This window comes from Streptomyces hydrogenans, assembly GCF_014656075.1.
GTDB classification, from domain to species: Bacteria; Actinomycetota; Actinomycetes; order Streptomycetales; family Streptomycetaceae; genus Streptomyces; species Streptomyces hydrogenans.
This window is the reverse complement of record NZ_BNBS01000002.1, coordinates 145,275-169,516: the sequence shown is the minus strand read 5'-3', so window position 1 is coordinate 169,516 and position 24,242 is coordinate 145,275. Positions and strand designations below refer to the sequence as shown.

Genomic DNA, 24,242 nt, shown 5'->3' with positions numbered 1-24,242 from the left:
GGGCCGGGCGCGCCACGGGCGCGCCGGGCCCGTCTCCGTCCGTATCAGGGGGCCAGCAGCAGGATCTTGCCGACGTGGGCGCCGGACTCCAGGAGGCGGTGGGCCTCGGCGGCCTCCGGCATCGGGAGCGTCCGGTCGACGACCGGGCGGACCGTGCCGCCCTCGACCAGCGGCCAGACGTGCTCGCGCACGGCGGCGACGATCGCCGCCTTCTCCTCCAACGGGCGGGCGCGCAGGGTCGTCGCCATCACGGCGGCCCGCTTGGCGAGCAGGGCGCCGAGGTTCAGCTCGCCCTTGACGCCGCCCTGGAGGCCGATGACGACCAGGCGGCCGCTCACGGCGAGCGCCTGGACGTTCCGGTCCAGGTACTTGGCGCCCATGATGTCCAGGATCACGTCCGCGCCGGCCCCGTCGGTGGCCCGGTGGAGCTCCTCGACGAAGTCCTGGGTGCGGTAGTCGATCAGCACGTCCGCGCCGAGTTCGGCGCAGCGGGCCAGCTTCTCCGGGCTGCCGGCGGTGACGACGACCTTCGCGCCGACCGCCTTGGCCAGCTGGATCGCCATCGTGCCGATGCCGCTGCCCCCGCCGTGCACGAGCAGCGTCTCGCCCGGGCGCAGGTGGGCGATCATGAAGACGTTGGACCAGACCGTGCAGGCGACCTCGGGGAGCGCGGCGGCCGTGGCCAGGTCGATGCCCTTGGGGACCGGCAGCAGCTGGCCGGCCGGGACGACGACCCGCTCGGCGTAGCCGCCGCCGACGAGCAGCGCGCAGACCTCGTCGCCGACGGACCAGCCGGAGACCCCGGGGCCGACGGCCGTGATCCGCCCGGCGCACTCCAGGCCCGGGTGGGGAGAGCTGCCGGGCGGGGGGTTGTAGAAGCCCTGCCGCTGGAGGACGTCGGCGCGGTTGACGGCGCTCGCCACCACCTCGACGAGGACCTCGCCCTCGCCGGGCACGGGATCGGGCACCTCGGCCCAGACGAGGGCTTCGGGGCCGCCGGGTTCCGGAATCGTGATCGCATGCATGGCGGCGAGGCTACTCCCGGTCCCGTCCCGCGTCCGCTCAGTCCTGCGGCGGCGTGGTGAGCGGGGTGACCGGGGCGGCCCGGACGATGGTGATGACCCGGTCCGTGAGCTGGAGCGGGCTGGCCGCCGGGTCGTCGTAGCCGAGCAGCCGGTGGCCGCGCAGCACGCTCACCACCAGGTCGTCGGTCTCCCGGACGCTGCGGCCCGCCTCGGCCTTGGTCACCGGGCGCTCGACCAGGTCGAGGCCGGAGCCCTGCTGGATCAGGTCCTCCATGACCGTGCCCGCGCTGGGGCTGAGCACGGAGAGGCCGAGGAGCCGGCCGGCGGCGGAGGCGCTGGTGATGACCGCGTCGGCGCCGGACTGGCGGAGCAGCGGGGCGTTCTCCTCCTCTCGGACGGCGGCGACGATCTTGGCACCCCGGTTGAGCTGACGGGCGGTCAGGGTGACCAGGACCGCGGTGTCGTCGCGCTGGGTGGCGATGACGATCTGGCGGGCCCGCTGCACCTCGGCCCTGAGCAGGACGTCGCTGCGGGTGCCGTCGCCGACGACGCCGACGAAGCCGTCGAGGTTGGCGGCCTCGATGACCTTGCCCGAGGGGTCGACGATGACGATCTGGTCCTTGCGGAGGCCGGTGGCGCAGAGGGTCTGGATCGCGGACCGCCCCTTCGTGCCGAAGCCGACGATCACGGTGTGGTCGCGCAAGTTGGACCTCCAGTGCTTCAGCCGGAATTCCTCCCGGGTCCTTTCGGTGAGGACCTCGAGGGTGGTGCCGACCAGGATGATCAGGAACAGCACGCGCAGGGGCGTGATCACCAGGATGTTGACGAGCCGCGCGGAGTCGCTGTACGGGACGATGTCGCCGTATCCGGTGGTGGAGAGGGTGACGGTCGCGTAGTAGGCGCAGTCGAGGAAGTCGACGGTGCCGTTGGCGTTGTCGTGGTAGCCGTCGCGGTCCGCGTAGACGATGAGGACCGTCAGGAACAGGACCCCGAGGGCCATGAGGAGACGGCGGCCGACCTGGCGGAGCGGGTCGACGGTCCGGCGGGGGAGCGCGATCCGCGAACCGGTGACCTTCTCGTCGGCATGGCGGGCCATGACATCACGGCTGGGAAGTTTCACGTGAAACATGCTCCTTGGGCGGGCGCCGGGGGCGACACCGGGGTCGCCGTCGCGGCCTGCGGCTCGGTCGGCCAGGGCAGGGCGAGCAGCTCGACCCGACGTCCGGGCTCGGCTCCCCCGGGCGGCACCACGGCCATCGCGTCGGCGGCGGCGATGCCACGCAGCATGGCCGGGCCGTTGTAGTGCAGGGGCACGACGAGCCCGTCCCGGTGGACGACGGGGACGAGCCGGGTGTCGTGCGGGTGGCCCTGGACACCGTCACGGAGGGGCGCGGCAAGAGGCTCGCCCGGTGCGGTGGGCGCGCTCGGTGGGGCGATCTCGGCCGGTGCGGTGGGCGCGCTCGGTGGGACGATCTCGCCCGGTGCGGTGGGCGCGCTCGGTGGGGCGATCTCGGCCGGTGCGGTGGGCGGGCTCGGTGGGGTCGGCGCGCTCGGTGGAGTCGGCGCGCTCGGCCGGGTGGTCAGCGCGGCCAGGAGGGGGGCGGCGAGGGTGAGGAGGCCGGAGACGGCGGCCAGGGGGTTGCCCGGCAGACCGACGAGGTGGCGTCCCGCGTCCAGCCGGGCCAGCAGCATGGGGTGGCCGGGGCGGACCTTCACGCCGTCGACCAGGAGGGTGGCACCGGCCTTGTCGAGGACGCGGTGGACGTGGTCCACGGGCCCGGCGGCGGTGCCTCCGGTGGTGACGACGAGTTCGGCGGCGGACGTGGTGACCGCCTCGTACAGCGCCTCCGCGTCGTCGCCGATCCGCCGGGTCGCCAGGACCTCGGCGCCGAGCGCCGTCAGCCAGGGCCCGAGCATCGGGCCGAGCGCGTCCCGGATCAGCCCCTCGTGGGGGAGTCCGGCCGTCAGCAGCTCGTCCCCGAGGACCAGGACCTCCACCCGGGGGCGCGCCGGCACGGCGATCTCGTCGTAGCCGGCGGCGGCGGCGAGCCCGAGGACCGCCGGGCCGACGAGGGACCCGGCGGGCAGCAGTTCGTCGCCGGTCCGGCACTCCTGGCCCCGGGGGCGGATGTCCTGCCCGGGCACGACCTCGCGGAGGGGGTGCAGCAGCACCGGTCCGGCCACGGGCCCGGTGCGGGAGTGCTCGGTGCGGACGACGGCGGTGGCGCCGGCCGGGACGCGGGCCCCGGTGGCGATCCGTACCGCCTCCCCGGACGCGAGCGCCGCGGCGCCGGAGTGCCCGGCGAGCACGGACTCCTCGCGGACCGTCCAGGGACCCGGTCCCGCGACCGCCCAGCCGTCCATGGCGGAGCTGTCGAAGGAGGGCAGGTCGGTGAGGGCCCGCAGCGGTTCGGCGAGGGTCCGGCCGAGCGCCTGCCCGAGCGGTACGCGGACGGGCGGGCGGTCCGCCGCCGCGCTGGCTCCGGCACGGGCCGCGAGGGCGCGTGCCTCGGGCCAGGGGGTGGCCCGGTGGTGCCCGTGCCCCCGCTCGGACGCGGGGGCGGGGGCGGGGGGAGTGGCGGGTTGTCCGGGGGTCATCCGGCCTCGTCCTGTGCGGCCTGCCCGGCCTGTTCGGCCTGCTCGGCGGCCCACTGGCGGGCGAGGGCGGCGGCCTTGCCGGCGGCCTCGGCGACCGCCTCGGCCGGGTCCGTGCCGCTCTCGGCGGCCTTCGCCGCGGCGTAGCCGACGAGGAAGGTCGTCAGGGGCGCGGCGGGGCGGGCGACGCCGTGGGCGGCGTCGCGGGCCAGGTCGAGCAGGACGCCGGTGTCGACGTCCAGGTCGATGCCCAGTTCGGTCTTGACTGCGGTGATCCATTCGTCCAGCACGGCTCCATGGTCCCTGATGCGGGCCCGGGCCGTGGCGATGTCCTCCCAGGTGTCGCAGTCGAAGGAGGCCGACGGCTCGTCAGGCCCCGTCGGGACCCGCACGGTCCGGAGTCCGCCGGTGAGGAACCGCAGGGGAAGTCCGTCGAGGCCGCGGTGCGCGTGGCGCATGGCGTCGAGCTCGCGGCGCAGGGGGCCGGACCGGTAGACGGCGACGAGCGGCTGGTCGCGCCCGTCGGCGTCGGTGAGCAGCGCGGCCTCGGCCTCCGGCTCGGCCGCGAGCCCGTCGAGCAGCCGCCGGACGGTCGCCTCGCCGAGGAACGGCAGGTCTGCGGAGAGGACGAGCAGGACGTCGGGGGCCGGCGTCCCGGCCCTGTCCCCGCTCTCGGCCTCGCCCTCGCTCTCGTCCCGGAGGGCGGCGGCTCCGGCGTCGAGGGCGGCCACCGGGCCGGTGCCGATCCGCTCCTCGCGGGTCCAGTCGACGGGCCGGACCGTCGGGCGCGGGGCGCCGACGACCACGGTGCGGCGCGCCCCGGCGCAGGCGGCGAGCACCCGGTCGAGCAGGGCCCGGCCGCCGACCCGTACCCCTGGCTTGTCCACGCCGCCGAGGCGCCTCGCGGCGCCTCCGGCGAGCACGACGGCGTCATATGCGGTGGTCACCCCAGCAGTATGGTCCGCCGCCGCCCGCCCGCGCTGGGCCGGTCTCCTGTCGAGACGGCCCGGGCGCCGTACCACTCCGATTCATGCGGCCGGAGTGGTTCGGCGCGTGCGCGGTCGGTCAGACCGTGCGGAGGAGCACCGCCGGCTGTTCGACGCAGTCCGCGACGTACCGCAGGAAGCCGCCGGCCGTGCCGCCGTCGCAGACGCGGTGGTCGAAGGTGAACGAGAGCTGCACCACCTGACGGACGGCCAGTTCGCCCTGGTGGACCCAGGGCTTGGGGATGATCCGGCCGACGCCCAGCATCGCCGCCTCGGGGTGGTTGATGATCGGCGTGGAGCCGTCCACCCCGAACACCCCGTAGTTGTTGAGGGTGAAGGTGCCGCCGGTGAGGTCGGCCGGCGTGAGGGTGCCCTGCCGGGCCGACTCGGTGAGCCGGGCGAACTCCTCGGTCAGCGACTCGGCGGTCCGCGTCCCGGCGTCCCGGACCACGGGGACGACGAGTCCGCGCGGGGTCTGGGCGGCGAAGCCGAGGTGCACCGAGGGCAGTCGGACGATCTCCCGGGTGGCCGTGTCCACGGTGGCGTTCAGCTCGGGGAAGCGGGCCAGGGCGTGGGCGCAGATCCGGGCGAGGAGCGCGAGGAGCGAGATCTTCGGCCCGCCCGCCGCGTTCATCGCCGCGCGCGCGGCCATGAGTTCGGTGGCGTCGGCGTCCACCCAGCAGGTCGCGTCGGGGATCTCCGTACGGCTGCGGGAGAGCTTGTCGGCGACGGCCCCGCGCAGTCCGCGCAGCGGGATCCGCCCCCCGACGGCCGCGACGGACGCGGCGGAGAGCGGCGCGGGCGCCACGGGTGCCGCGGGCGCCTCGCGGGCGGTGAGGGCCCGCTCGACGTCGGCGCGGAGGATCAGGCCCTCGGGGCCCGAGCCGCGCACCTCGCGCAGGTCGAGACCCCGGTCTCGGGCCAGCTTCCGCACGAGCGGGGAGATGACCGGGACCGGTCCCTCGGGCGCCGGGACGGCGACCGCGGTCGCCCGGGCCGTCGGGGTGGGGCCGGCCGTCGCGTTCGGCGTGGGGTTCACGACGGCCGGGGCCTGGGGGCGGATCCGGCGCCGGCGGGCCGCGGGGCCCGCCGTGCCGTAGCCGACGAGGACGTTGCCCGAGTACTCCGACGAGACGGCGGAATCGGCGGAGGAAGCGGAACCGGAGGCGGCCCCGGCCGTCTCCGGCGCGGACGCGGCGGCCGTCCCGGCGGCTGCGGAGGCTCCGACGGCGACCGTCAGGAGCGGTGCCCCGACGGGCAGTTCGGTGCCCTCCTCGCCGAAGCGGGCGGTGACCACGCCCCCGTACGGGCAGGGCACCTCGACCATCGCCTTGGCGGTCTCGACCTCGACGACCGGCTGGTCGATCGCGACGACGTCGCCGACGGCCACCAGCCAGCGGACGATCTCGGCCTCGGTGAGTCCCTCACCGAGGTCGGGGAGCTTGAACTCCAGAACCTGTGCCATCAGTTGCCCGCCTCCCACTGGAGCCGTGCGACCGCGTCCAGGACCCGGTCGACGCCCGGCAGGTGGTGCCGCTCCAGCATCGGCGGCGGGTAGGGCAGGTCGAAGCCCGCGACCCGCAGCACCGGCGCCTCCAGGTGGTGGAAGCAGCGCTCGCTGACCCGGGCGGCGATCTCGGCGCCGGGACCGGCGAAGCCGCCGGACTCGTGGACCACGACCGCGCGACCGGTGCGCCGCACCGACGCGGCGACGGTCTCGTCGTCGAAGGGCACGAGCGAGCGGAGGTCCACGACCTCAAGGTCCCAGCCCTCGGCGGTGGCCGCCTCGGCAGCCTCCAGACAGACCGGCAGCGAGGGGCCGTAGGTGAGGAGGGTGGCGCTGGTGCCGGGCCGGCGGACCACGGCCCTGCCGAGGGGCTCCACGCGCGCGGGTGCCTCGGGCGACCAGTCCGACTTCGACCAGTAGAGCCGCTTGGGCTCCAGGAAGACGACCGGGTCGTCGGAGGCGATCGCGGCCCGCAGCAGGCCGTAGGCGTCCTCGACGGTGGCGGGGGTGACCACGTGCAGACCGGGGGTGGCCATGTAGTAGATCTCGGAGGAGTCGCTGTGGTGCTCGACGCCGCCGATCCCGCCGCCGTACGGCACCCGGATCACCATCGGCATCGGCATCGCGCCGCGCGTCCTGTTGCGCATCTTCGCCACGTGCGAGACGAGCTGCTCGAACGCCGGGTAGGCGAACGCGTCGAACTGCATCTCCACCACCGGCCGCAGGCCGTACATGGCCATGCCGACCGCGGCGCCGAGGATGCCCGCCTCGGCCAGCGGCGTGTCCGTGCAGCGGTCCTCGCCGAACTCCTTCGCGAGCCCGTCGGTGACCCGGAAGACCCCGCCGAGGGTGCCGACGTCCTCGCCCATGACGTGGACGGTCGGGTCCTCGGCCATCGCGTCGCGCATGGCGCGCTGGAGCGCCTGCGCCATCGTGGCCGGCTTGGCCCGGCCGGCCGCCCTGGCGGCCGCCGCGCCGGTCGTCGCCGTCGTCATCGGCTCTCGCCCTCCGCTTCGAGTTCGGCCCGCAGCTGCGCCGCCTGCTCGCGCAGCTGCGCGGTCTGCTCGGCGTAGACGTGGGTGAAGAGGTCCATCGGGTCGAGCACCGGGTCGGCGTTCATCCGCTCGCGCAGCTCGGCCGCCATCGTCTCGGCGGCCTCGGCCGCGGCGCGGCGGCCCTCCTCGTCGAGCAGGCCCCGCGCGGTCAGCTCCCGCTCCAGGAGGAGCACCGGGTCGTGCGCCCGCCAGGTCTCGACCTCGCCGTCCGCGCGGTAGCGGGTGGCGTCGTCGGCGTTGGTGTGGGCGTCGATCCGGTAGGTGATCGCCTCCACCAGGGTGGGGCCGCCGCCGCGCCGCGCGCGGGTCACGGCCTCGGTGAGCACCTGGTGCACCGCGACCACGTCGTTGCCGTCCACCAGGCGGCCCGGCATGCCGTAGCCGACGGCCTTGTGGGCGAGCGAGGGGGCGGCGGTCTGCTTGGCGAGCGGCACGGAGATCGCGAAGCCGTTGTTCTGCACGAAGAAGACCACCGGCGCCTGCCAGACGGCGGCGAAGTTCAGGGCCTCGTGGAAGTCGCCCTCGCTGGTGCCGCCGTCGCCGACCATGGCGAGCGCGACGACGTCGTCGCCCTTGAGCCGGGCCGCGTGGGCGAGGCCCACGGCGTGCGGCAGCTGGGTGGCGAGCGGGGTGCACAGGGGCGCGATGCGGTGCTCGCGCGGGTCGTAACCGGTGTGCCAGTCGCCGCGCAGCAGGGTCAGCGCCTGCACGGGGTCGAGGCCGCGGGCGACGGCCGCGAGGGTGTCCCGGTAGGACGGGAAGAGCCAGTCCCGCTCCTCCAGGGCGAGGGCGGCGCCGATCTCGCTCGCCTCCTGGCCGGTGGTGGACGGGTAGACCGCGAGCCGGCCCTGCTTGGTCAGGGCGGTGGCCTGGGCGTTGTACCGGCGGCCGCGGACCAGCTCCGCGTAGAGCCGGCGCAGCAGCGCGGGGTCGGCGTCGGCCACCGCGTCCGTGCCGAGCACGCGCAGCGGCTCGGTGTCGGGCAGCAGCGGGGCGGGGTCGGTCCGCGGCCGCCAGGCGGGCGGCGGCGTGGGCCGGTGGGCCGTCTCGGCGAGCGGCTCCTGGACTGTCGAACTGCGCTGTTGCAACGAGTCCACCTCCTCGTGGGAGCGGGCATAAGACCCGAAGGCGGGTGGCGCGGGTGTGGCGCGCCTCACCTACCGATTGTTCGGTCGTGGAGGCATTTTGGCTACAGGCACCTCCAGCCTGTGGACAAACGGTTCTCCACAGCCTGGGATAGAGGCAGGTCGTCCACCGGAGAGAGGCGGGGGGACATGGCGGATGAACAAATGGCCGTCGCCCGGGGCGGGGCCCCGGAAGAAGCGGCGGCGGACGTGACGGGCGAAGTGCTGAGCGCTCCCCCGGACACGCCGGCGCACGCCGTCCCGGCACGGCCGCTGGACGCGATAGACCGGGACATCCTGCGACTGCTCCAGACGGACGGACGCGCCTCGGTGCGGTCCGTGGCCGAGCGGGTGCACGTCTCCCGGGCCAACGCGTACGCCCGGATCAACCGGCTCATCGACGACGGCGTGATCCGCGGCTTCAGCGCCCGGATCAACCACGAGCGGGCGGGCCACGGCGCCTCCGCCTACATCACGCTCAAGATCGTCCAGAACTCCTGGCGCACGGTCCGCGAACAGCTCAAGGCGCTTCCGGGGGCCGCGCACATCGCACTGGTCAGCGGCGACTTCGACGTGCTGCTGCTGGTGCACACCCCGGACAACAGGACCCTGCGCGAGCTGGTCCTCACCCGTCTCCAGGCGATCCCCGAGGTGCTCTCCACCCGCACCCTCCTCGTCTTCGACGAGATGGACCTGAACGCCGACCCGAGGCCCTGAGGGGACGGGGGGGAGGAGGTCCGGGGCGGGCCCGGACGTCCTTGGACGTCCCCCGAACGCGAAAGGCGGCTCCAGGGGCGTCCGGGAACGAGAAGGACGCCTCCGGAGGCATCCGGGAACGCGAAAGAGGGCTCCGGGGGATGTCCCAGAGCCCTCTCCGCTGTCTCACAGGCCCCCCAGGGCCCTCTCGGCCCCGAGAAGCCCACTACAAGACCCTCGGGGCCACCCTGCCCTCTCGGGGGCCGCCCCTCTCGCCCCCGGGGCACGCTCAGGCCCCTACGGCGCCCTCACAGGCTCCAGGGGCCCCCGTCCGCCTCAGCGGGCCTTCCGCAGCCCGTCGAAGGCCAGATGGGCGACGGTCTCGGCGAGCTGGTCGCGCTCGGCCTGGTCCGGATGCGGCCGGTACCACTCCACCAGGGAGTTGATCATGCCGAAGAGGAGCCGGGTCGCGAGCCTGATGTCCACGTCGGCCCGCAGGTCGCCCTCGGCCGCCGCCGCCCCGAGCAGCTCCGCCACCCGGTGGTCGAACTCCCGGCGCCGCTCCATGGCCCACCGCTCGGTCGCGGTGTTGCCCCGGACCCGCAGCAGCAGCGTCACGTACGGCAGCTCCGCTATCAGCACCTCGACGGTCCTCCGGGTCACGTACTCGACCCGCTCCACCGCCCGGCCGCGCACCGCGCCCGGCTCCTCCAGGACCCCGAAGAGCCCGTCGAGCGCCCGGCTGACCGCCCGCCGCAGCAGCTCCTCCTTGCCCGTCACGTGGTGGTAGATCGAGGACTTGGAGATCCCCGCCGCCTTGGACAGGTGCTCCATGGAGGTGCCGTCGTAACCGCGCTCGTTGAAGACCTTCACGGCCACCGAGAGCAGCGTCTCGGGGGTGTAGGTGTCGCGTCTGGCGGTGGTCATGTCACTCGCCACCCATCTCGGTGTAGGTCCGGCGGTACAGCGCCAGGGAGGGTGCGTAGCGCCCGGTGGGCACGCGCGCGTGCAGCTCGTCGAGGACCTCGTGCGCCCACGAGGCACCGAGCCGGCGCTTCCATTCGAACGGCCCGACCGGGTAGTTGACGCCCAGCCGCATCGCGGTGTCGATGTCCTCGGCGGTGGCGACGCCCTTGGCGACGGCGTCGGCGGCGAGGTCGATCAGCATGGCCACCGTGCGGGCGACGATCATGCCGGGGACGTCCCCGATGACGCTGACCCGCTTCCCGAGCGCCTGGAACAGGCCGATCGCCGCGCGCAGCGTCTCCCAGGCGGTGACCTCGGAGGCCGAGAGGGCCACCCTGGTCGCCGCCCGGTAGTCGAGGGAGAGGTCGAAGTAGACGACGTCGCGGAACTCGACCGAGGTCTGGCCGTCGGCGAGCACCAGCTGGCCGCCGCTCGGGAGCAGGATGCGGGTGCCGTTGTCCTCCGCCGTCTCGTGGACGGTGATCCCGGCCTCGCGGGCCAGCGCGATCAGCTCGCGGGCCGGGCCGAGGTCGCCCTCGACGGTGATCTCGGCGGGCGCCTGCGCCGGCGGGGCCTGGTGCGCCGCGGGCCGCTCCACGCCCTCCGCGTACGAGAACCAGCCGTGGCCCGTCTTCCGGCCGAGGCGGCCCGACTCGACCAGCCGCCGCTGCGCCAGCGACGGCGTGAACTTCGGATCCTGGAAGAAGGAGTCCCACACGGAGCGGGTGACGGCCTCGTTGACGTCCTGCCCGATCAGGTCGGTCAGCTCGAAGGGACCCATCCGGAAGCCGCCGCACTCGCGCAGCACCGCGTCGATGGTCGCCGGATCGGCGCCGCCCTCCTCGTACACGCGGAAGGCCTCCGCGTAGAAGGGCCGGGCGATCCGGTTGACGATGAAGCCGGGGGTGTCGGCGCAGCGCACCGGCGTCTTGCCCCAGGTCTTCATCGTCTCGTACGCGCGCGTGGCGGCGGTCTCGTCGGTGGCGAAGCCGCGGACGACCTCGACGAGGGGGAGCAGCGGGGCCGGGTTGAAGAAGTGCAGGCCGACGAAGCGGCCGGGCAGCCGCAGGCCGCCGGCGATGGCGGTGACGGAGAGGGAGGAGGTGTTGGTGGCGAGGAGGGCGTCGTCGCCGACGGCCTTCTCCAGGTCGGCGAAGAGCCGCTGCTTGACCGCCAGGTCCTCGACGATCGCCTCGACGACGAGGGCCGCGTCGGCGAGCTCGGCCAGGTCGGCGGCGGCGTGCAGACGGCCGGCGGCGGCCTCGCGGTCGGCGGCGGCCATCCGCCCCTTCTCGACCAGCCGGTCCAGGCGGGCGCCGATCGCGGCGACGGCCTCGGCGGCCCGGCCGGGCGCGCTGTCGTAGAGCCGTACGGGATGGCCGGCGGCCAGTGCCACCTGCGCGATCCCCTGGCCCATCGTGCCGGTGCCGACGACGGCGACGGTCCGGTCCCGTCCGATCGCCCTGCCCGCGGCCCTTGTGTCGTCCATGGTGGCGCTCCCCCTGACCGTTCCGTTGGCGTGTGCGGCGGCGCTCGTGCCGGCGCCGTCCCCGGCGCCCTTGCCGTCGTCCGTGCCGGCGTCGGTGCCGGCGCTCGCTTCGTCGCTCGTCTCGTCGTCCGTGCCGGCGCTCGTCTCGGCGCTCATAGGAGTGATCCTCCCCGATGGGTTTTCCACAGGATCGATGGACCCCCTTGTCCCGACCGATCGTTCGGTTACTCTAACTCCGTACGCGTCTCCCCGCCCAGCTCGACGAGGAGTTGGTCCATCCATGACCACCGCCCAGCCGACCACCGACGTTCTGGCCGAGAAGCACCGGTCCACGCTCGATCAGGCCCTCGCCACCATCCGCACCCGCGCCTACTGGTCGCCGTACCCGGAGCACCCGAAGGCATACGGGGCGGACGGATCCCTGGACGCCGCCGCGGGCCTCGCCGCCCACGAGGCGGTGCTGAACGGCCGCTTCGACCTCGACCAGCCGGGCACGGACGGCTGGACCGGCGGCGAGGTCTCGCCGTACGGCCCGGCGCTGGGCGTCGAGTACCCGCACGCGGACGTCGACGTCCTGCTGCCCGCGATGCGCGCGGGGCTGCCCGCCTGGCGCGACGCGGGGCCGGAGACGCGCGCCCTGGTCTGCCTGGAGATCCTGGCCCGGATCTCGGCCCGCACCCACGAGTTCGCCCACGCGGTCATGCACACCAGCGGCCAGGCGTACATGATGGCGTTCCAGGCGGGCGGTCCGCACGCGCAGGACCGCGGCCTGGAGGCGGTGGCGTACGCGTACGAGGAGCAGACCCGCACCCCCGCCGGCCGGGCCGCCTGGTCCAAGCCGCAGGGCAAGCGGGACCCGCTGGAGCTGAGCAAGGAGTTCACCCCGGTCGGCCGCGGCGTCGCCCTGGTCATCGGCTGCAACACCTTCCCGACGTGGAACGGCTACCCGGGCCTGTTCGCCTCCCTCGCGACGGGCAACGCGGTCCTGGTGAAGCCCCACCCGCGCGCGGTCCTCCCGCTGGCGCTGACGGTGAAGGTCGCCCGCGAGGTCCTCGCCGAGTCCGGCTTCGACCCGAACCTGGTGGCGCTGGCCACCGAGCGTCCGGGCGAGGGCATCGCCAAGACCCTGGCGGTCCGCCCCGAGATCCGGATCATCGACTACACCGGCTCGACGGAGTTCGGCGACTGGCTGGAGGCCAACGCCCGCCAGGCGCAGGTCTACACCGAGAAGGCCGGCGTCAACACGGTGCTGATCGACTCCACCGACGACTACAAGGGCATGCTGTCCAACCTGGCGTTCTCGCTGTCCCTGTACAGCGGCCAGATGTGCACCACCCCGCAGAACCTGCTGATCCCCCGGGACGGCATCACCACCGACCAGGGCCCCAGGTCCTACGACGAGGTGGTGGCCGACCTGGCCGCCGCGGTCGGCGGCCTCCTCGGCGACGACGCCCGGGCCAACGCCCTGCTCGGCGCCCTGGTCAACCCGGACGTGAAGGCCCGCCTGGAGGCGGCCGCCGGTCTGGGCGAGGTCGCCCTGGCCTCCCGCGAGGTCGCCCACCCGGACTTCCCGGAGGCGGTCGTGCGCACCCCGGTCATGGTCAAGCTGGACGGCTCCAAGCCGGACGCGGAGGCGGCGTACCTCTCCGAGTGCTTCGGTCCGGTCTCCTTCGCCGTCTCGGTCGACTCCACGGCCGACGGCCTGGAGCTGCTGCGGCGCACGATCCGCGACAAGGGCGCGATGACGGTCGGCGCGTACACCACCTCCGCCGACACCGAGCGGGCCGTGGAGGAGATCTGCCTGGAGGAGTCGGCGCAGCTCTCGCTCAACCTGACGGGCGGGGTGTACGTGAACCAGACGGCCGCCTTCTCCGACTTCCACGGCTCGGGCGGCAACCCGGCGGCGAACGCGGCGCTGTGCGACGGCGCCTTCGTCTCCAACCGCTTCCGGGTGGTCGAGGTGCGCCGCCAGGCCTGACGGCGCGGGCGGAGGCCTCCGGGCCTCCGCCGTCCCCCGGGGGACCGGTACTACGGGGTCTCGATCTCCGCGTAGCGCTGGATCCACGCGTGCATGGCGACGGCGGCGGCCGCCCCGGCGTTGATCGACCGGGTGGAGCCGAACTGGGCGATCGAGCAGACCGTGCGCACATGGCGGCGGGCCTCCTCGGTCAGCCCGGGCCCCTCCTGCCCGAAGAGCAGCACGCAGCGGCGGGGCAGCACGGTCCGCTCCAGCGGCACCGAGCCCGGCAGGTTGTCGATGCCGATGATCGGCAGGTCCTCGGCCGCCGCCCAGGCGGTGAGCGCCTCGGTGTCGGGGTGGTGCCGCACGTGCTGGTAGCGGTCGGTGACCATGGCGCCGCGCCGGTTCCAGCGCCGCCGCCCCACGATGTGCACCTCCTTGGCCAGGAAGGCGTTGGCGGTCCGCACCACCGATCCGATGTTGAAGTCGTGGCCCCAGTTCTCGACGGCCACGTGGAAGTCGTGCCTGCGGGTGTCCAGGTCGGCGACGATCGCCTCCCGCGTCCAGTACCGGTAGGGGTCCACGACGTTGCGCCGGTCGCCCTCGGCCAGCAGCTCGCGGTCGTACCGCGGGTCCTCGGGCCAGGGCTCGGGGTGCGGTCCGACGCCGATCTCGGGGCCGTAGCCCTCGTCGTACTGGAGCGGCTCGGCCCCGGCCGGGGCGGGGTGTTCTTCGGTGGTGCTCACCCGACGAGGGTACGGGGAGCGGCCTCCCCGTCGGCCTCCCCGCCCGGCTCTCCTCCCGCCTCCCGCGCGGGCCGCTGCGGCGGCAGCCCGGCCGCCGCGGGCTCGCGCCGCAGCAGCAGGTCCCGGGCCCGGGCCGCGCGCGCGCCGAGCCAGACCAGGAAGACGGTGGGCAGGAAGACGGCGTCGGCGGCGATCATCGCCATCGAGAAGGCCGGCAGCCCGAGCAGGAGCGCGATGCCCGCGTGCTCCAGCATCATCGCGACGAGCAGGACGTTCTTCACCTTGCGCTTGAACAGCGTGAACGGGAAGGCGACCTGCACGATCACCGTGCCGTAGCTGAGCAGCATGACCATGATCCCGCTGGAGGCGAGCAGCTCGGAGAGGGCCGGCCAGGGCGTGAAGTAGTCCAGGTGCAGCGGGTAGAAGAGCGCGGTGCCGTCCTGCCAGCGCGAGCCCTGGATCTTGTACCAGCCGGCGGTGGCGTAGATCAGGCAGACCTCGGCCATGAGGACGGTGAGCGCCGCGTTGTGGGCGAGGTTCGCCAGCACGTCCAGGAGGACGCGGGGCTCGCCCGGCGCGTACTGCTCGACCAGCCACCACAGGCCCTGGCCGAGCCAGAGGACCCAGAGCAGGACGTAGATCCACCACTCGCCGGTGACCGGGCTGAACCACGTCGCGGCGACCAGGAAACCGCCGAGGACGACCCAGAGGGCCGGGCCGGTGAGCTCGACCTTCCGGGCGCCCTCCTCGCCCCGGGCGGCCCTGCGGGCGGCCCGCCGGGCGTCCAGGGACCAGACCTGGCCGCAGCGGATCAGCGTGAGGTAGATCGACACGAGGTGCACGACGTTGTCGCCGCCGTCGCCGAGGAAGACCGACCGGTTCTGCAGCGACAGCGCGCCGACCATGAAGACCACCGACACGGCCCGGGTGTGCCAGCCGAGGAGCAGCAGCACGGCGGCCGCCACCGCCAGGCCGTAGACCACCTCGAACCAGAGCCGCCCGTCGGACCACATCAGGACCGTGAACGCGCGGTTGTCGGCGATCAGCCGGCGGGCCAGGTCGAAGGACCAGGGGCCGTCGGGGCCGTACATCTCGTGCCGGTGCGGGAACTCCCGCACCAGGAAGAACAGCCAGGTCAGCGAGAAGCCGATGCGGACGATCGCGGTCTGGTACGGGCCCAGCGCGCGCGAGGTGACGGTCTGCGCCGCCCGGGCCAGCTTGCGGTCGAAGGGCACGCGCGCCGGAGCCGCGACGGGTGCGGGGCTGGGGGCGGTCATCGGCTCGTCTCCGTACGGCTGCGGTCGGCGTCGGTGATGTCCCACCAGGGCATCTGCCGGCTGGAGGACTCGGTGGAACGCTTCTCGGTGCTCCAGTGCGGGGAGGCCACGGGCCGGGCGGTCCGCCGGAGCTGGATCCGCTCCACCTTCCCGCCGACGTCCGCGCGCGCCCCGGCGCCCTCGATGCGGAGCAGCACGATGCGGCGCATGTACGCCTCCGAGAGCCGGCCCCGCATGCCCTTGGGGCGGCCCTCCTCGTCGTGCGCGTTGCCGTACCAGTCGATCGCCCGGCGCAGCTGGTTCTGCTGGGTGTGGCTGGGGAAGACGTTGCCCCGGATGTCCTCGACGTCCTGGGCGGTCAGGTCGATCCATCCGGTGGTGCGGCGGGAGCCGTCACGGTCGGAGAGCACCTCGGCGCGAACCTGTACCGAGACGTTCTGCTGGAGCGGGTTGGGCGCGAAGAGCTTCCAGTTCTGTTCGAACTCGGGGTAGATCCAGTCGTCGACGGCCTGCCCGTGCTGCTTGGTGACCGTGTTCGACGGCGCCACGTGCAGGAAGACCATGGCCAGATGCAGGCAGGCCAGCACCGCCGCGGCGGCGAGCGCCACCGCCGCCACCACCTGGTACGGCATGGACAGCGCCAGGATCCCCGCGGTCGGCCGCCGCTCCCCGCTGCCGTCGATGTGCGCGCTCATCCCACCCCGATCCCGGGCTTCCCCACCCGATCCCGTCCCACCGGTGACCCGCTCGTCTGCGCCCCGAACGGAGCAGGCGGTTATCCACAGGGTTGACACCATACGGGCCGCCGACCCACCATTGAAGTCATTCAACCGAACGATCGGTCGGTAGGGGGTCCGATGACCGCAGGGACGGCAGGGACGGCAGTGACCGCGGAAGCGCCCGGCACACACGCCGCGGACGCGGCGGCACAGGCCGCCCGCGAGGCGGTGTTCGACGCCGCGGTCGCAGCCGACGAGCGCATCGAGCCGCGCGACTGGATGCCGGAGGCGTACCGCGCCTCACTCGTCCGGCAGATCGCGCAGCACGCCCACTCCGAGATCATCGGCATGCAGCCCGAGGCGAACTGGATCACCCGCGCGCCCTCGCTGCGCCGCAAGGCCATCCTCATGGCCAAGGTCCAGGACGAGGCCGGCCACGGCCTCTACCTCTACAGCGCCGCCGAGACCCTCGGCGTCAGCCGCGACGAGCTCCTCGACAAGCTCCACACCGGCCGCCAGAAGTACTCCTCGATCTTCAACTACCCCACCCTCACGTGGGCCGACGTCGGCGCCATCGGCTGGCTCGTCGACGGCGCCGCCATCACCAACCAGGTCCCCCTCTGCCGCTGCTCCTACGGCCCCTACGCCCGGGCCATGGTCCGCGTCTGCAAGGAGGAGTCCTTCCACCAGCGCCAGGGGTACGAAGCCCTGCTCGCCCTCTCCCGCGGCACCGAGGCCCAGCACGCCATGGCCCAGGACGCGGTGGACCGCTGGTGGTGGCCGTCCCTGATGATGTTCGGCCCGCCCGACGCCGAATCGACCCACACCGCGCAGGCGATGGCCTGGAAGATCAAGCGCCACACCAACGACGAACTCCGCCAGCGCTTCGTCGACATCGCCGTCCCGCAGGCCGAGGCCCTCGGCCTCACCCTCCCCGACCCCGACCTGAAGTGGAACGAGGAGCGCGGGCACTACGACTTCGGCCCCATCGACTGGGCCGAGTTCTGGGACGTCCTCAAGGGCGACGGCCCCTGCAACGACCAGAGGATCACCACGCGCCGCCAGGCCCACGAGGACGGCGCCTGGGTCAGAGAGGCCGCCGCGGCCTACGCGCGCAAGCACACCGGACAGCCCGGGGAGGCACAGGCATGAGCAGCGACACTTGGCCCCTGTGGGAGGTGTTCGTGCGCTCCCGCCGAGGGCTCTCCCACACCCACGCCGGCAGCCTCCACGCCCCCGACGCGGAGATGGCCCTGCGCAACGCCCGGGACCTCTACACCCGCCGAATGGAGGGCGTCTCCCTCTGGGTCGTCCCCTCCGCCTCCATCACCGCCTCCTCCCCGGACGAGAAGGACCCCTTCTTCGAGCCGGCCGCCGACAAGCCCTACCGGCACCCGACCTTCTACGAGATCCCGGAGGGGGTGAAGCACCTGTGACCACCACCGACACCACCGCCGGCACCGCCACGGCCACCGACCCGGCGCTCACCTCCGCCGCCCTCGCCCTCGGCGACGACGCCCTCGTCCTCGCCCAGCGCCTGGGGGAGTGGGCCGGAAACGCCCCCGTCCTGGAGGAGGAGGTCGCCCTCGCCAACATCGCGCTCGACCTCCTCGGCCAGGCCCGCGTCCTGCTCTCCCTCGCCGGCGACGAGGACGAACTCGCCTTCCTCCGCGAGGAGCGCGCCTTCCGCAACGTCCAGCTGGTCGAGCAGCCCAACGGCGACTTCGCCCACACCATCGCCCGCCAGCTGTACTTCTCCACCTACCAGCGGCTCCTCTACGCCGCGCTGGCCGCAGGCGACACCCCGCTGGCCGGCCTCGCCGCCAAGGCCGTCAAGGAAGTGGCCTACCACCAGGACCACGCCGAGCACTGGACCCTCCGCCTCGGCGACGGCACCGAGGAGAGCCACCGCCGCATGCGGACGGCCTGCGAGGCCCTCTGGCGGTACACCGGCGAACTCTTCCAGCCCCTCGACGGCCTCGGCCTCGACACCACCGCCCTCGAAGCGGCCTGGCTGGACTCCGTCACCGCGGTCCTCACCCGCGCCGGCCTCCCCGTGCCCAGCGGCTCCCGCACCGGCGCCTGGCGCGCCGGAGCCGGCCGCCAGGGCCTGCACACCGAGCACTTCGGCCGGCTGCTCGCCGAGATGCAGCACCTCCACCGCAGCCACCCGGGGGCGACATGGTGACCGGCACCACCACCCCCCTGGAGGCGGAGCTGGCCCGGATCGCCGGCGCCGTCCCCGACCCCGAGCTGCCCGTCCTCACCCTCGCCGAACTCGGCGTGCTCCGCGGCGTCCACCTCACCGGACCCGGCCGCGTCGAGGTCACCCTCACCCCCACCTACACCGGCTGCCCCGCCGTGGAGACGATGTCCACCGACATCGAGCAAGCCCTCCACGGGCACGGCATACCCGACGTCACCGTCGTCACCGTCCTCGCCCCCGCCTGGACCACCGACGACATCAGCGAGGAGGGCCGCCGCAAACTCAGCGAGTTCGGCATCGCCCCGCCCCGCCCCCAGGGCCCCGCCGGCGGACCCGTCTCCCTCACCCTGGCCATCCGCTGCCCCCACTGCGGCTCCACGGACACCGAACTCCTCAGCCGCTTCTCCTCCACCGCATGCAAGGCCCTGCGCCGCTGCACCGCCTGCCGCGAGCCCTTCGACCACTTCAAGGAGCTCTAGATGTTCCACCCGCTCCCGGTGAGCAGGGTCGAGCGGCTCACCGACGACTCCGTGGCCGTCACCTTCGACGTCCCCGACGCACTCCACGAGACCTTCCGGCACCGCCCCGGCCAGCACCTCGCCCTGCGCCGCACCGACGAGTCCGGCCAGGAGATCCGCCGCACCTACTCGATCTGCTCCCCCGCCACCCCGGCCGGCGAGCGGCCCGAACTCCGCGTCGGCATCCGCCTCGTCGACGGCGGCGCCTTCTCCACCTGGGCCCTCAAGGAACTCACCCCCGGCCACACCGTCGACGTCATGGCCCCCACCGGCCGGTTCGTCCTCGACCCGCGTCCCGGACACTTCGCCGCCGTCGCCGGCGGCAGCGGCATCACCCCGGTGCTCTCCATGGCCGCCACCCTCCTCGACCGCGCGCCCGAGGCCCGGTTCTGCCTGATCCGCAGCGACCGCACCGCCGCCTCCACGATGTTCCTCGACGAGGTCGCCGACCTGAAGGACCGCCACCCGGACCGCTTCCAGCTCGTCACCGTCCTCTCCCGCGAGGAGCAGCAGGCCGGCCTCCCCTCCGGCCGCCTCGACGAGGAACGGCTCACCGCCCTCCTGCCCGCCCTGCTGCCCGTCGGCACCATCGACGGCTGGTTCCTCTGCGGCCCCTACGGCCTCGTCCAGGGCGCCGAACGGGCCCTGCGCGACCTCGGTGTCGACCGCGCCCGCGTCCACCAGGAGATCTTCCACGTCGACGACGGCTCGGGCCCCGCGCCCGTCCCCACCGCCGACACCCCGGCCCACGCCACCCTCACGGCCACCCTCCACGGCCGCTCCGGCACCTGGCCCGTCGAGCGCGGCGAATCCCTCCTCGACACCGTCCTGCGCGCCCGCGCCGACGCCCCGTACGCCTGCAAGGGCGGGGTCTGCGGCACCTGCCGGGCCTTCGTCGTCGGCGGCGAGGTCCGCATGGACCGCAACTTCGCCCTCGAACCGGAGGAGACCGACGCCGGCTACGTCCTGGCCTGCCAGTCCCACCCGGCCACCCCCGACGTGGAGCTGGACTTCGACCGCTGAGCCCACCCGGCCGGCCCACCCACTCGGCCGGCCGGCCCACTCGGCTGGCCGGCCCACTCGGCTGGCCGTCGCCATTCCCTTCCGCTAGAACCTGTTCTATCTTGACGGCCCGTCAGCACAGTGCTGCCTGACGGGCCGCCGAGCAGCAACGGACAGCAACGGAAGGACAGGGCCATGGACTTCACGTTCACCGAGGAGCAGCAGGCCGCCGCGGAGACGGCCCGGACCGTCTTCGCCGACGTCGCGCCCGACGCCGTACCCAGCCCCGCCCTCACCCCGACCGCCGTCGCCGACGACCTCGACCGGCCCCTGTGGAAGCGGCTCGCCGCCACCGACCTCCTCGGACTCCTCGTCGCCCCGGAACACGGCGGCACCGACCTCGACGCCGTCGCCCTCTGCCTCGTCCTGCGCGAGTCCGCCCGGGTCCTGGCCCGCGTCCCCCTCCTGGAGACCGCCGCCGTCGCCCACGTCCTCCAGCACCACGCCCCGGCCGACACCGCCGCCGCGCTCCTGCCCGACGTCAGCGCGGGACGACTGGTCCTCACCGCCGCCGCCCACGGCACCACCGGCCACGAACCCGCCGAGCGGGCCGTCACCGCCCGCCACGACGGCACCCACTGGATCCTCGACGGCACCACCGACCACGTCCCGTGGGCCCACCACGCCGACCTGACCGCCGTCCCCGCCCACACCACCGACGGCCGCACGGTCCTCGCCCTGCTCCCCCGCGACCACGAGGGGCTCGCCCTCGACGCCCAGTACGGAACCCACGGCGAGCGCCTCGCCCGGCTACGGCTCGACGCCGTACGCCTCCCCGCCGACCGCGTCCTCGACTCCGCCGACGCCTGGCCGGCGCTGCGCGCCCTGCTCACCACCGGCACCTGCGCGCTCGCCCTCGGCCTCGGCGAGCAGGTCCTCGCCCTGACCAGCCAGTACACCGGCAAGCGCGAACAGTTCGGCCACCCCGTGGCCACCTTCCAGGCCGTAGCCGTCCAGGCCGCCGACCGCTACATCGACCTGCGCGCGATGGAGGCCACCCTGTGGCAGGCCGCCTGGCGCGTCTCCACCGGAGCCGACGCGGCCCTGCCCGCCGAAGCGGACCTCGCCGTCGCCAAGATCTGGGCGTCGGAGGGCGTCCGCCGGGTCGTCCAGACCGCCCAGCACCTGCACGGCGGCTTCGGCGCCGACACCGACTACCCGCTGCACCGCTACCACGCCTGGGCCAAGTACCTCGAACTCTCCCTCGGCCCGGCCGCCGCCCACGAGGAGACCCTGGGCGACCTCATCGCCGCCCACCCCCTGGACTGACCCGGAGCGGTACGGCTCAGGCGACGAACCCCGGCCCGTTGTCCGCGACCACGGGCCGCCCGGCGCCCTCCCAGGCCATCATCCCGCCGTCCACGTTCACCGCGTCGTAGCCCTGCTGCACCAGGTACTGCGTGACCTGCGCCGACCGGCCGCCCACCCGGCACATCACATAGGCGCGACCGTGCTCGGCGAGCACCTCGCCGACCTCCGCGAACCGCGCCACGAAGTCGCTCATGGGCACGTGCACCGCGCCCTCGACCCGCCCGGCCGCCCACTCGTCGTCCTCCCGCACGTCGAGCACGAGGGCATCGGCGGGGACGGACGCGGCGGGCACCGACGGCAGCGGGGCGAAACTCATGGGAACGACCTTCTCTCCTGTACGGCGTCAACCGCCTCGACCTGGAAAAACCTACTGCACCAGCGTGGCCAGCTCGGCCTCTCGCTCGGACACCTGCCCGCGGAGCTGCTCGGCGATCTCCTCCAGGAGCCGGTCCGGGTCCTCCGGGGCCAGCCGCAGCATCGAGCCGATGGCACTGTCCTCCAGCTCCCGCGCCAGCGTCGACAGCAGGTCCTTGCGCTGCGCCAGCCACTCCAGCCGGGCGTACAGCTCCTCGCTCTCGCTGAGCCGCTCCTCGGCCGGCACCGGGCCCGCCTCCCACTCGTCGGCGAGCTCCCGCAGCGCCGTCTCGTCGCCCCGCGCGTAGGCGGCGTTCACCCGGGTGAGGAACTCCTCCCGCCGCTGCCGCTCGTCGTCCTCGCGCGCCAGGTCCGGGTGGACCTTGCGGGCCAGCTCACGATAGAGCCGGCGGACCTCCTCGCTGGGCCGCACCCGCTGCGGCGGCCGCACCGGCCGCTCGGTCAGCATCGCGGCGGCCTCCGGCGAGAGCCCGTCGGAGTCGATCCAGTCGTCGAAGAGCGCCTCGACCCCGGGCAGCGGCAGCACCGCGGCCCGCGCCTCCTGGGCCCGCCGCAGGTCCTCCGGGTCACCGCTCTTCTCGGCCCGCGCCTCCGCGATCGACGCGTCCAGCTCGTCGAGCCGCGCGTACATCGGCCCCAGCTTCTGGTGGTGCAGGCGCGAGAAGTTCTCCACCTCGACCCGGAAGGTCTCCACGGCGATCTCGAACTCGATCAACGCCTGCTCGGCCACCCGCACAGCCCGCTCCAACCGAGCCTCGGGCCGCTCGTCCCCACCGACCGCTCCGTCTCCGGCCGCGGCATCGGACTCGGCAGCGCTCGTGGTCGCCGTATCTGCCTCGGTAGCCGCCCCGGACTCCGCCGCCGACCCGGTCCCGGTCCCCGGCTCCGGGGCCTCCACCCGCTCCGGCTCCTGGCCCTGGTGCTGGTCCTCGCTCACGTTCACGCCCGCCCACGTCCTCGTTCCGGCCCGACCCCTCAAGCCTAGGTCCTCACCGGGGGCCCCTCCCCCCTCCCTCCCCTCCCCCTCCCCCGGTTTTCGTCGTGTCGCACGGCAGGCCGACGCTCGCTCCCGCCCAGCCCACCGCCGCCCGGGCCACCGCCGCCCGGGCCCACCGCCGCCCGGGCCCGTCGTCAGACCCCGAGTTCCGCCGCCATGCGCCCGGTGCGGATGGCGGCGAGCAGGTCGGCGTGGTCGGCGGTGGTGCGGTCGGCGTAGGCGACCGCGAAGGCGGCGACGGCTTCGTCGAACTCCTCGTTCTTGCCGCAGTAGCCGGCTATGAGGCGCGGGTCGGCGCTGTGGGCGTGGGCGCGGGCGAGGAGCGCGCCGGTCATGCGGCCGTAGTCGTCGACCTGGTCGGCGGTGAGGGCGGCGGGGTCGACGCTGCCCTTTCGGTTGCGGAACTGGCGCACCTGGAAGGGGCGCCCCTCGACCGTGGTCCAGCCGAGCAGGATGTCGCTGACGACCTGCATGCGCTTCTGGCCGAGGACTACGCGGCGGCCCTCGTGGCCGGGGGCGGGGACGGTGAACCCGGCGGCGGGCAGGTGGGGCACGAGCACGGACGGCCGGGCTTCCTTCACCTGGAGGACGAGCGGTTCGCCGCGGTGGTCGAGGAGCAGGACGACGTAGGAGCGGGTGCCGACGCTGCCGGTACCGACGACCCGGAAGGCGACGTCGTGGACGGTGTACCGGGCGAGGAGCGGGCGGCGGTCCTCGGAGACGGTCTCCAGGTACTCGCCGAGGGCGGTGGTGACGGCCGCGGCCTCGGCGTCGGGCACCCGGCGCAGGACCGGGGGCGCGTCGACGAAGCGGCGTCCGCCGCCTTCGGTCTCGGCGACCTCCTCGGTGGAGCGGGCGGCGAACCGGGCGCTGGTGTTGTTGCGAGCCTTGGCGGAGACGCGTTCCAGGGTGCCGAGGAGGTCGCGGGCGTCGGTGTGGGAGACGAGTTCCTCGTCGGGTATCGCGTTCCAGGCGTCGAGGGCGGGGAGCCGGGCGAGAAGGCGCATGGTGCGCCGGTAGGCGCCGACGGTGTCGAAGGCGGCGGCCCGGCAGGTGTCCTCGTCGGCGCCGACGACGCGTCCGGCGAGGACGAGGGAGGTGGCGAGCCTCTTGAGGTCCCACTCCCAGGGGCCGACGACGGTCTCGTCGAAGTCGTTGAGGTCCATCACGAGCCGGCCGCGGGCGTCGCCGTAGAGACCGAAGTTGGCGGCGTGGGCGTCGCCGCAGAGCTGGGCGGCGACGCCGGTGACGGGGGTGCCGACGAGGTCGTGGGCCATGAGGCCGGCGGAGCCGCGCAGGAAGGCGAAGGGATTCGCGGCCATGCGGCCGACGCGGATGGGGGTGAGTTCGGGAACCCGGCCGCGGCTGGACTCCTCGACGGCGCGGACCGCGTCGGGGCGGTCGGCGGGGAGGGTGAGCTCCGCGTGGGAGGAGCGGGGGACGGTGGCGCGCAGCTGCTTGCCGAGCGCCCTGGGGGAGTGCTCCGCGGTGCCGCGCCGTACGAATCCGGGCACGTGCGGGATGCGCTCCCCGTCCGTTCCGCCACGCTGTCCGGGCACGACGGCCTGGATCTCGTCCATGGGACGACCTCCCCCGATGACTGGCCGGACGGTGGGTCCGACGACTTC

At 74.1% G+C, this 24,242-nt stretch carries 23 protein-coding genes; 8 read left to right on the top strand and 15 right to left on the bottom strand.

Annotated features, from left to right (window positions below; translation table 11 throughout):
- Positions 1-44 precede the first annotated feature (44 nt).
- The 7 genes from IE321_RS02230 to pdhA all read right to left on the bottom strand — a co-directional run bounded on the left by IE321_RS02230 (position 45) and on the right by pdhA (position 8,256).
- Entirely contained in the window at positions 45-1,025 is a 981-nt protein-coding gene (locus IE321_RS02230; protein ID WP_190221505.1) for an NAD(P)H-quinone oxidoreductase, read from the bottom strand.
- 37 nt (positions 1,026-1,062) lie between these two features.
- Complete coding sequence (locus IE321_RS02225; RefSeq protein WP_051842619.1) at positions 1,063-2,154, bottom strand: potassium channel family protein; 1,092 nt, start codon at positions 2,152-2,154, stop codon at positions 1,063-1,065.
- Positions 2,142-3,623, bottom strand: coding sequence for a molybdopterin molybdotransferase MoeA (locus tag IE321_RS02220; RefSeq protein WP_190221504.1), 1,482 nt, complete (start codon positions 3,621-3,623; stop codon positions 2,142-2,144). The genes IE321_RS02225 and IE321_RS02220 overlap by 13 nt, the downstream gene beginning before the upstream one ends.
- Positions 3,620-4,567, bottom strand: a complete 948-nt coding sequence (locus tag IE321_RS02215; protein WP_190221503.1) for a DUF6457 domain-containing protein — start codon at positions 4,565-4,567, stop codon at positions 3,620-3,622. Before IE321_RS02215 ends, IE321_RS02220 begins: the two co-directional genes overlap by 4 nt.
- Positions 4,568-4,685: 118 nt before the next feature.
- Positions 4,686-6,071 carry a dihydrolipoamide acetyltransferase family protein gene (locus IE321_RS02210; RefSeq protein ID WP_190221502.1) on the bottom strand — a complete coding sequence of 462 codons (1,386 nt, stop codon included), beginning with the start codon at positions 6,069-6,071 and terminating at the stop codon, positions 4,686-4,688.
- Positions 6,071-7,108, bottom strand: a complete 1,038-nt coding sequence (locus IE321_RS02205) for an alpha-ketoacid dehydrogenase subunit beta (RefSeq protein WP_043229111.1) — start codon at positions 7,106-7,108, stop codon at positions 6,071-6,073. The genes IE321_RS02210 and IE321_RS02205 overlap by 1 nt, the downstream gene beginning before the upstream one ends.
- Positions 7,105-8,256, bottom strand: coding sequence for a pyruvate dehydrogenase (acetyl-transferring) E1 component subunit alpha (pdhA, locus tag IE321_RS02200; protein WP_372470257.1), 1,152 nt, complete (start codon positions 8,254-8,256; stop codon positions 7,105-7,107). The genes IE321_RS02205 and pdhA overlap by 4 nt, the downstream gene beginning before the upstream one ends.
- Before the next feature lie 186 nt (positions 8,257-8,442).
- Between pdhA and IE321_RS02195 the strand changes: the two genes are divergently transcribed.
- Entirely contained in the window at positions 8,443-9,009 is a 567-nt protein-coding gene (locus tag IE321_RS02195) for an Lrp/AsnC family transcriptional regulator (protein ID WP_107063345.1), read from the top strand.
- A gap of 315 nt (positions 9,010-9,324) precedes the next feature.
- Here the strand turns inward: IE321_RS02195 and IE321_RS02190 are convergent, their stop codons facing one another.
- Positions 9,325-9,915, bottom strand: coding sequence for a TetR/AcrR family transcriptional regulator (locus tag IE321_RS02190; protein ID WP_043229108.1), 591 nt, complete (start codon positions 9,913-9,915; stop codon positions 9,325-9,327).
- Between the two features lies 1 nt (position 9,916).
- Positions 9,917-11,443, bottom strand: coding sequence for a 3-hydroxyacyl-CoA dehydrogenase (locus IE321_RS02185; protein WP_190221516.1), 1,527 nt, complete (start codon positions 11,441-11,443; stop codon positions 9,917-9,919).
- Between the two features lie 280 nt (positions 11,444-11,723).
- On the opposite strand from IE321_RS02185, the gene paaN reads away from it, so the two are divergent.
- On the top strand, positions 11,724-13,421 hold the full coding sequence (gene paaN, locus IE321_RS02180; protein ID WP_043229106.1) for a phenylacetic acid degradation protein PaaN: 1,698 nt from the start codon (positions 11,724-11,726) through the stop codon (positions 13,419-13,421).
- Between the two features lie 50 nt (positions 13,422-13,471).
- On the opposite strand, the gene IE321_RS02175 is transcribed toward paaN, so the two are convergent.
- From IE321_RS02175 to IE321_RS02165, 3 genes are read right to left on the bottom strand one after another with little or no spacing between them, the layout of a single operon-like run.
- Positions 13,472-14,149, bottom strand: a complete 678-nt coding sequence (locus tag IE321_RS02175; protein WP_190221500.1) for a TrmH family RNA methyltransferase — start codon at positions 14,147-14,149, stop codon at positions 13,472-13,474.
- On the bottom strand, positions 14,146-15,426 hold the full coding sequence (locus IE321_RS02170; protein WP_190221499.1) for an HTTM domain-containing protein: 1,281 nt from the start codon (positions 15,424-15,426) through the stop codon (positions 14,146-14,148). The genes IE321_RS02175 and IE321_RS02170 overlap by 4 nt, the downstream gene beginning before the upstream one ends.
- On the bottom strand, positions 15,423-16,121 hold the full coding sequence (locus IE321_RS02165; RefSeq protein WP_190221498.1) for a DUF5819 family protein: 699 nt from the start codon (positions 16,119-16,121) through the stop codon (positions 15,423-15,425). Before IE321_RS02165 ends, IE321_RS02170 begins: the two co-directional genes overlap by 4 nt.
- A 162-nt stretch (positions 16,122-16,283) precedes the next feature.
- Here IE321_RS02165 and paaA point away from each other — a divergent pair, with 162 nt between their 5' ends.
- From paaA to IE321_RS02135, 6 genes are all read left to right on the top strand, one after another.
- The gene (gene paaA / locus IE321_RS02160) at positions 16,284-17,297 is read left to right on the top strand and encodes a 1,2-phenylacetyl-CoA epoxidase subunit PaaA (protein ID WP_190221497.1); all 1,014 of its coding nucleotides are present in this window, start codon (positions 16,284-16,286) and stop codon (positions 17,295-17,297) included.
- Positions 17,294-17,581 carry a 1,2-phenylacetyl-CoA epoxidase subunit PaaB gene (paaB, locus tag IE321_RS02155; protein ID WP_043229098.1) on the top strand — a complete coding sequence of 96 codons (288 nt, stop codon included), beginning with the start codon at positions 17,294-17,296 and terminating at the stop codon, positions 17,579-17,581. The genes paaA and paaB overlap by 4 nt, the downstream gene beginning before the upstream one ends.
- The gene (gene paaC / locus IE321_RS02150) at positions 17,578-18,333 is read left to right on the top strand and encodes a 1,2-phenylacetyl-CoA epoxidase subunit PaaC (protein WP_043229096.1); all 756 of its coding nucleotides are present in this window, start codon (positions 17,578-17,580) and stop codon (positions 18,331-18,333) included. The genes paaB and paaC overlap by 4 nt, the downstream gene beginning before the upstream one ends.
- Positions 18,327-18,830, top strand: a complete 504-nt coding sequence (gene paaD / locus IE321_RS02145; protein ID WP_190221496.1) for a 1,2-phenylacetyl-CoA epoxidase subunit PaaD — start codon at positions 18,327-18,329, stop codon at positions 18,828-18,830. Before paaC ends, paaD begins: the two co-directional genes overlap by 7 nt.
- The gene (locus tag IE321_RS02140; protein ID WP_043229094.1) at positions 18,831-19,892 is read left to right on the top strand and encodes a 2Fe-2S iron-sulfur cluster-binding protein; all 1,062 of its coding nucleotides are present in this window, start codon (positions 18,831-18,833) and stop codon (positions 19,890-19,892) included.
- A gap of 174 nt (positions 19,893-20,066) precedes the next feature.
- Positions 20,067-21,200: an acyl-CoA dehydrogenase family protein gene (locus IE321_RS02135; protein WP_190221495.1), complete on the top strand. Its 1,134-nt coding sequence runs from the start codon at positions 20,067-20,069 to the stop codon at positions 21,198-21,200.
- Between the two features lie 16 nt (positions 21,201-21,216).
- Here the strand turns inward: IE321_RS02135 and IE321_RS02130 are convergent, their stop codons facing one another.
- The 3 genes from IE321_RS02130 to IE321_RS02120 form a co-directional block, all read right to left on the bottom strand.
- Positions 21,217-21,558 carry a rhodanese-like domain-containing protein gene (locus IE321_RS02130; protein WP_043229091.1) on the bottom strand — a complete coding sequence of 114 codons (342 nt, stop codon included), beginning with the start codon at positions 21,556-21,558 and terminating at the stop codon, positions 21,217-21,219.
- Between the two features lie 51 nt (positions 21,559-21,609).
- The gene (locus IE321_RS02125) at positions 21,610-22,365 is read right to left on the bottom strand and encodes a J domain-containing protein (protein WP_051842621.1); all 756 of its coding nucleotides are present in this window, start codon (positions 22,363-22,365) and stop codon (positions 21,610-21,612) included.
- 383 nt (positions 22,366-22,748) lie between these two features.
- Positions 22,749-24,194 carry a DUF2252 domain-containing protein gene (locus IE321_RS02120; protein WP_190221493.1) on the bottom strand — a complete coding sequence of 482 codons (1,446 nt, stop codon included), beginning with the start codon at positions 24,192-24,194 and terminating at the stop codon, positions 22,749-22,751.
- Between the last annotated feature and the right edge of the window lie 48 nt (positions 24,195-24,242).

Bases quoted from the DNA above. Each gene is read 5' to 3' on its own strand.
- paaB (WP_043229098.1), top strand. From the start codon at position 17,294: ATGAGCAGCGACACTTGGCCCCTGTGGGAGGTGTTCGTGCGCTCCCGC.
- IE321_RS02185 (WP_190221516.1), bottom strand. From the start codon at position 11,443: ATGGACGACACAAGGGCCGCGGGCAGGGCGATCGGACGGGACCGGACC.
- IE321_RS02210 (WP_190221502.1), bottom strand. From the start codon at position 6,071: ATGGCACAGGTTCTGGAGTTCAAGCTCCCCGACCTCGGTGAGGGACTC.
- IE321_RS02230 (WP_190221505.1), bottom strand. From the start codon at position 1,025: ATGCATGCGATCACGATTCCGGAACCCGGCGGCCCCGAAGCCCTCGTC.
- IE321_RS02165 (WP_190221498.1), bottom strand. From the start codon at position 16,121: ATGAGCGCGCACATCGACGGCAGCGGGGAGCGGCGGCCGACCGCGGGG.
- paaA (WP_190221497.1), top strand. From the start codon at position 16,284: ATGACCGCAGGGACGGCAGGGACGGCAGTGACCGCGGAAGCGCCCGGC.
- paaD (WP_190221496.1), top strand. From the start codon at position 18,327: ATGGTGACCGGCACCACCACCCCCCTGGAGGCGGAGCTGGCCCGGATC.
- IE321_RS02195 (WP_107063345.1), top strand. From the start codon at position 8,443: ATGGCGGATGAACAAATGGCCGTCGCCCGGGGCGGGGCCCCGGAAGAA.
- paaN (WP_043229106.1), top strand. From the start codon at position 11,724: ATGACCACCGCCCAGCCGACCACCGACGTTCTGGCCGAGAAGCACCGG.
- IE321_RS02220 (WP_190221504.1), bottom strand. From the start codon at position 3,623: ATGACCCCCGGACAACCCGCCACTCCCCCCGCCCCCGCCCCCGCGTCC.
- IE321_RS02225 (WP_051842619.1), bottom strand. From the start codon at position 2,154: ATGTTTCACGTGAAACTTCCCAGCCGTGATGTCATGGCCCGCCATGCC.
- IE321_RS02170 (WP_190221499.1), bottom strand. From the start codon at position 15,426: ATGACCGCCCCCAGCCCCGCACCCGTCGCGGCTCCGGCGCGCGTGCCC.
- IE321_RS02120 (WP_190221493.1), bottom strand. From the start codon at position 24,194: ATGGACGAGATCCAGGCCGTCGTGCCCGGACAGCGTGGCGGAACGGAC.
- IE321_RS02135 (WP_190221495.1), top strand. From the start codon at position 20,067: ATGGACTTCACGTTCACCGAGGAGCAGCAGGCCGCCGCGGAGACGGCC.
- IE321_RS02205 (WP_043229111.1), bottom strand. From the start codon at position 7,108: ATGACGACGGCGACGACCGGCGCGGCGGCCGCCAGGGCGGCCGGCCGG.
- IE321_RS02130 (WP_043229091.1), bottom strand. From the start codon at position 21,558: ATGAGTTTCGCCCCGCTGCCGTCGGTGCCCGCCGCGTCCGTCCCCGCC.
- IE321_RS02190 (WP_043229108.1), bottom strand. From the start codon at position 9,915: ATGACCACCGCCAGACGCGACACCTACACCCCCGAGACGCTGCTCTCG.
- IE321_RS02140 (WP_043229094.1), top strand. From the start codon at position 18,831: ATGTTCCACCCGCTCCCGGTGAGCAGGGTCGAGCGGCTCACCGACGAC.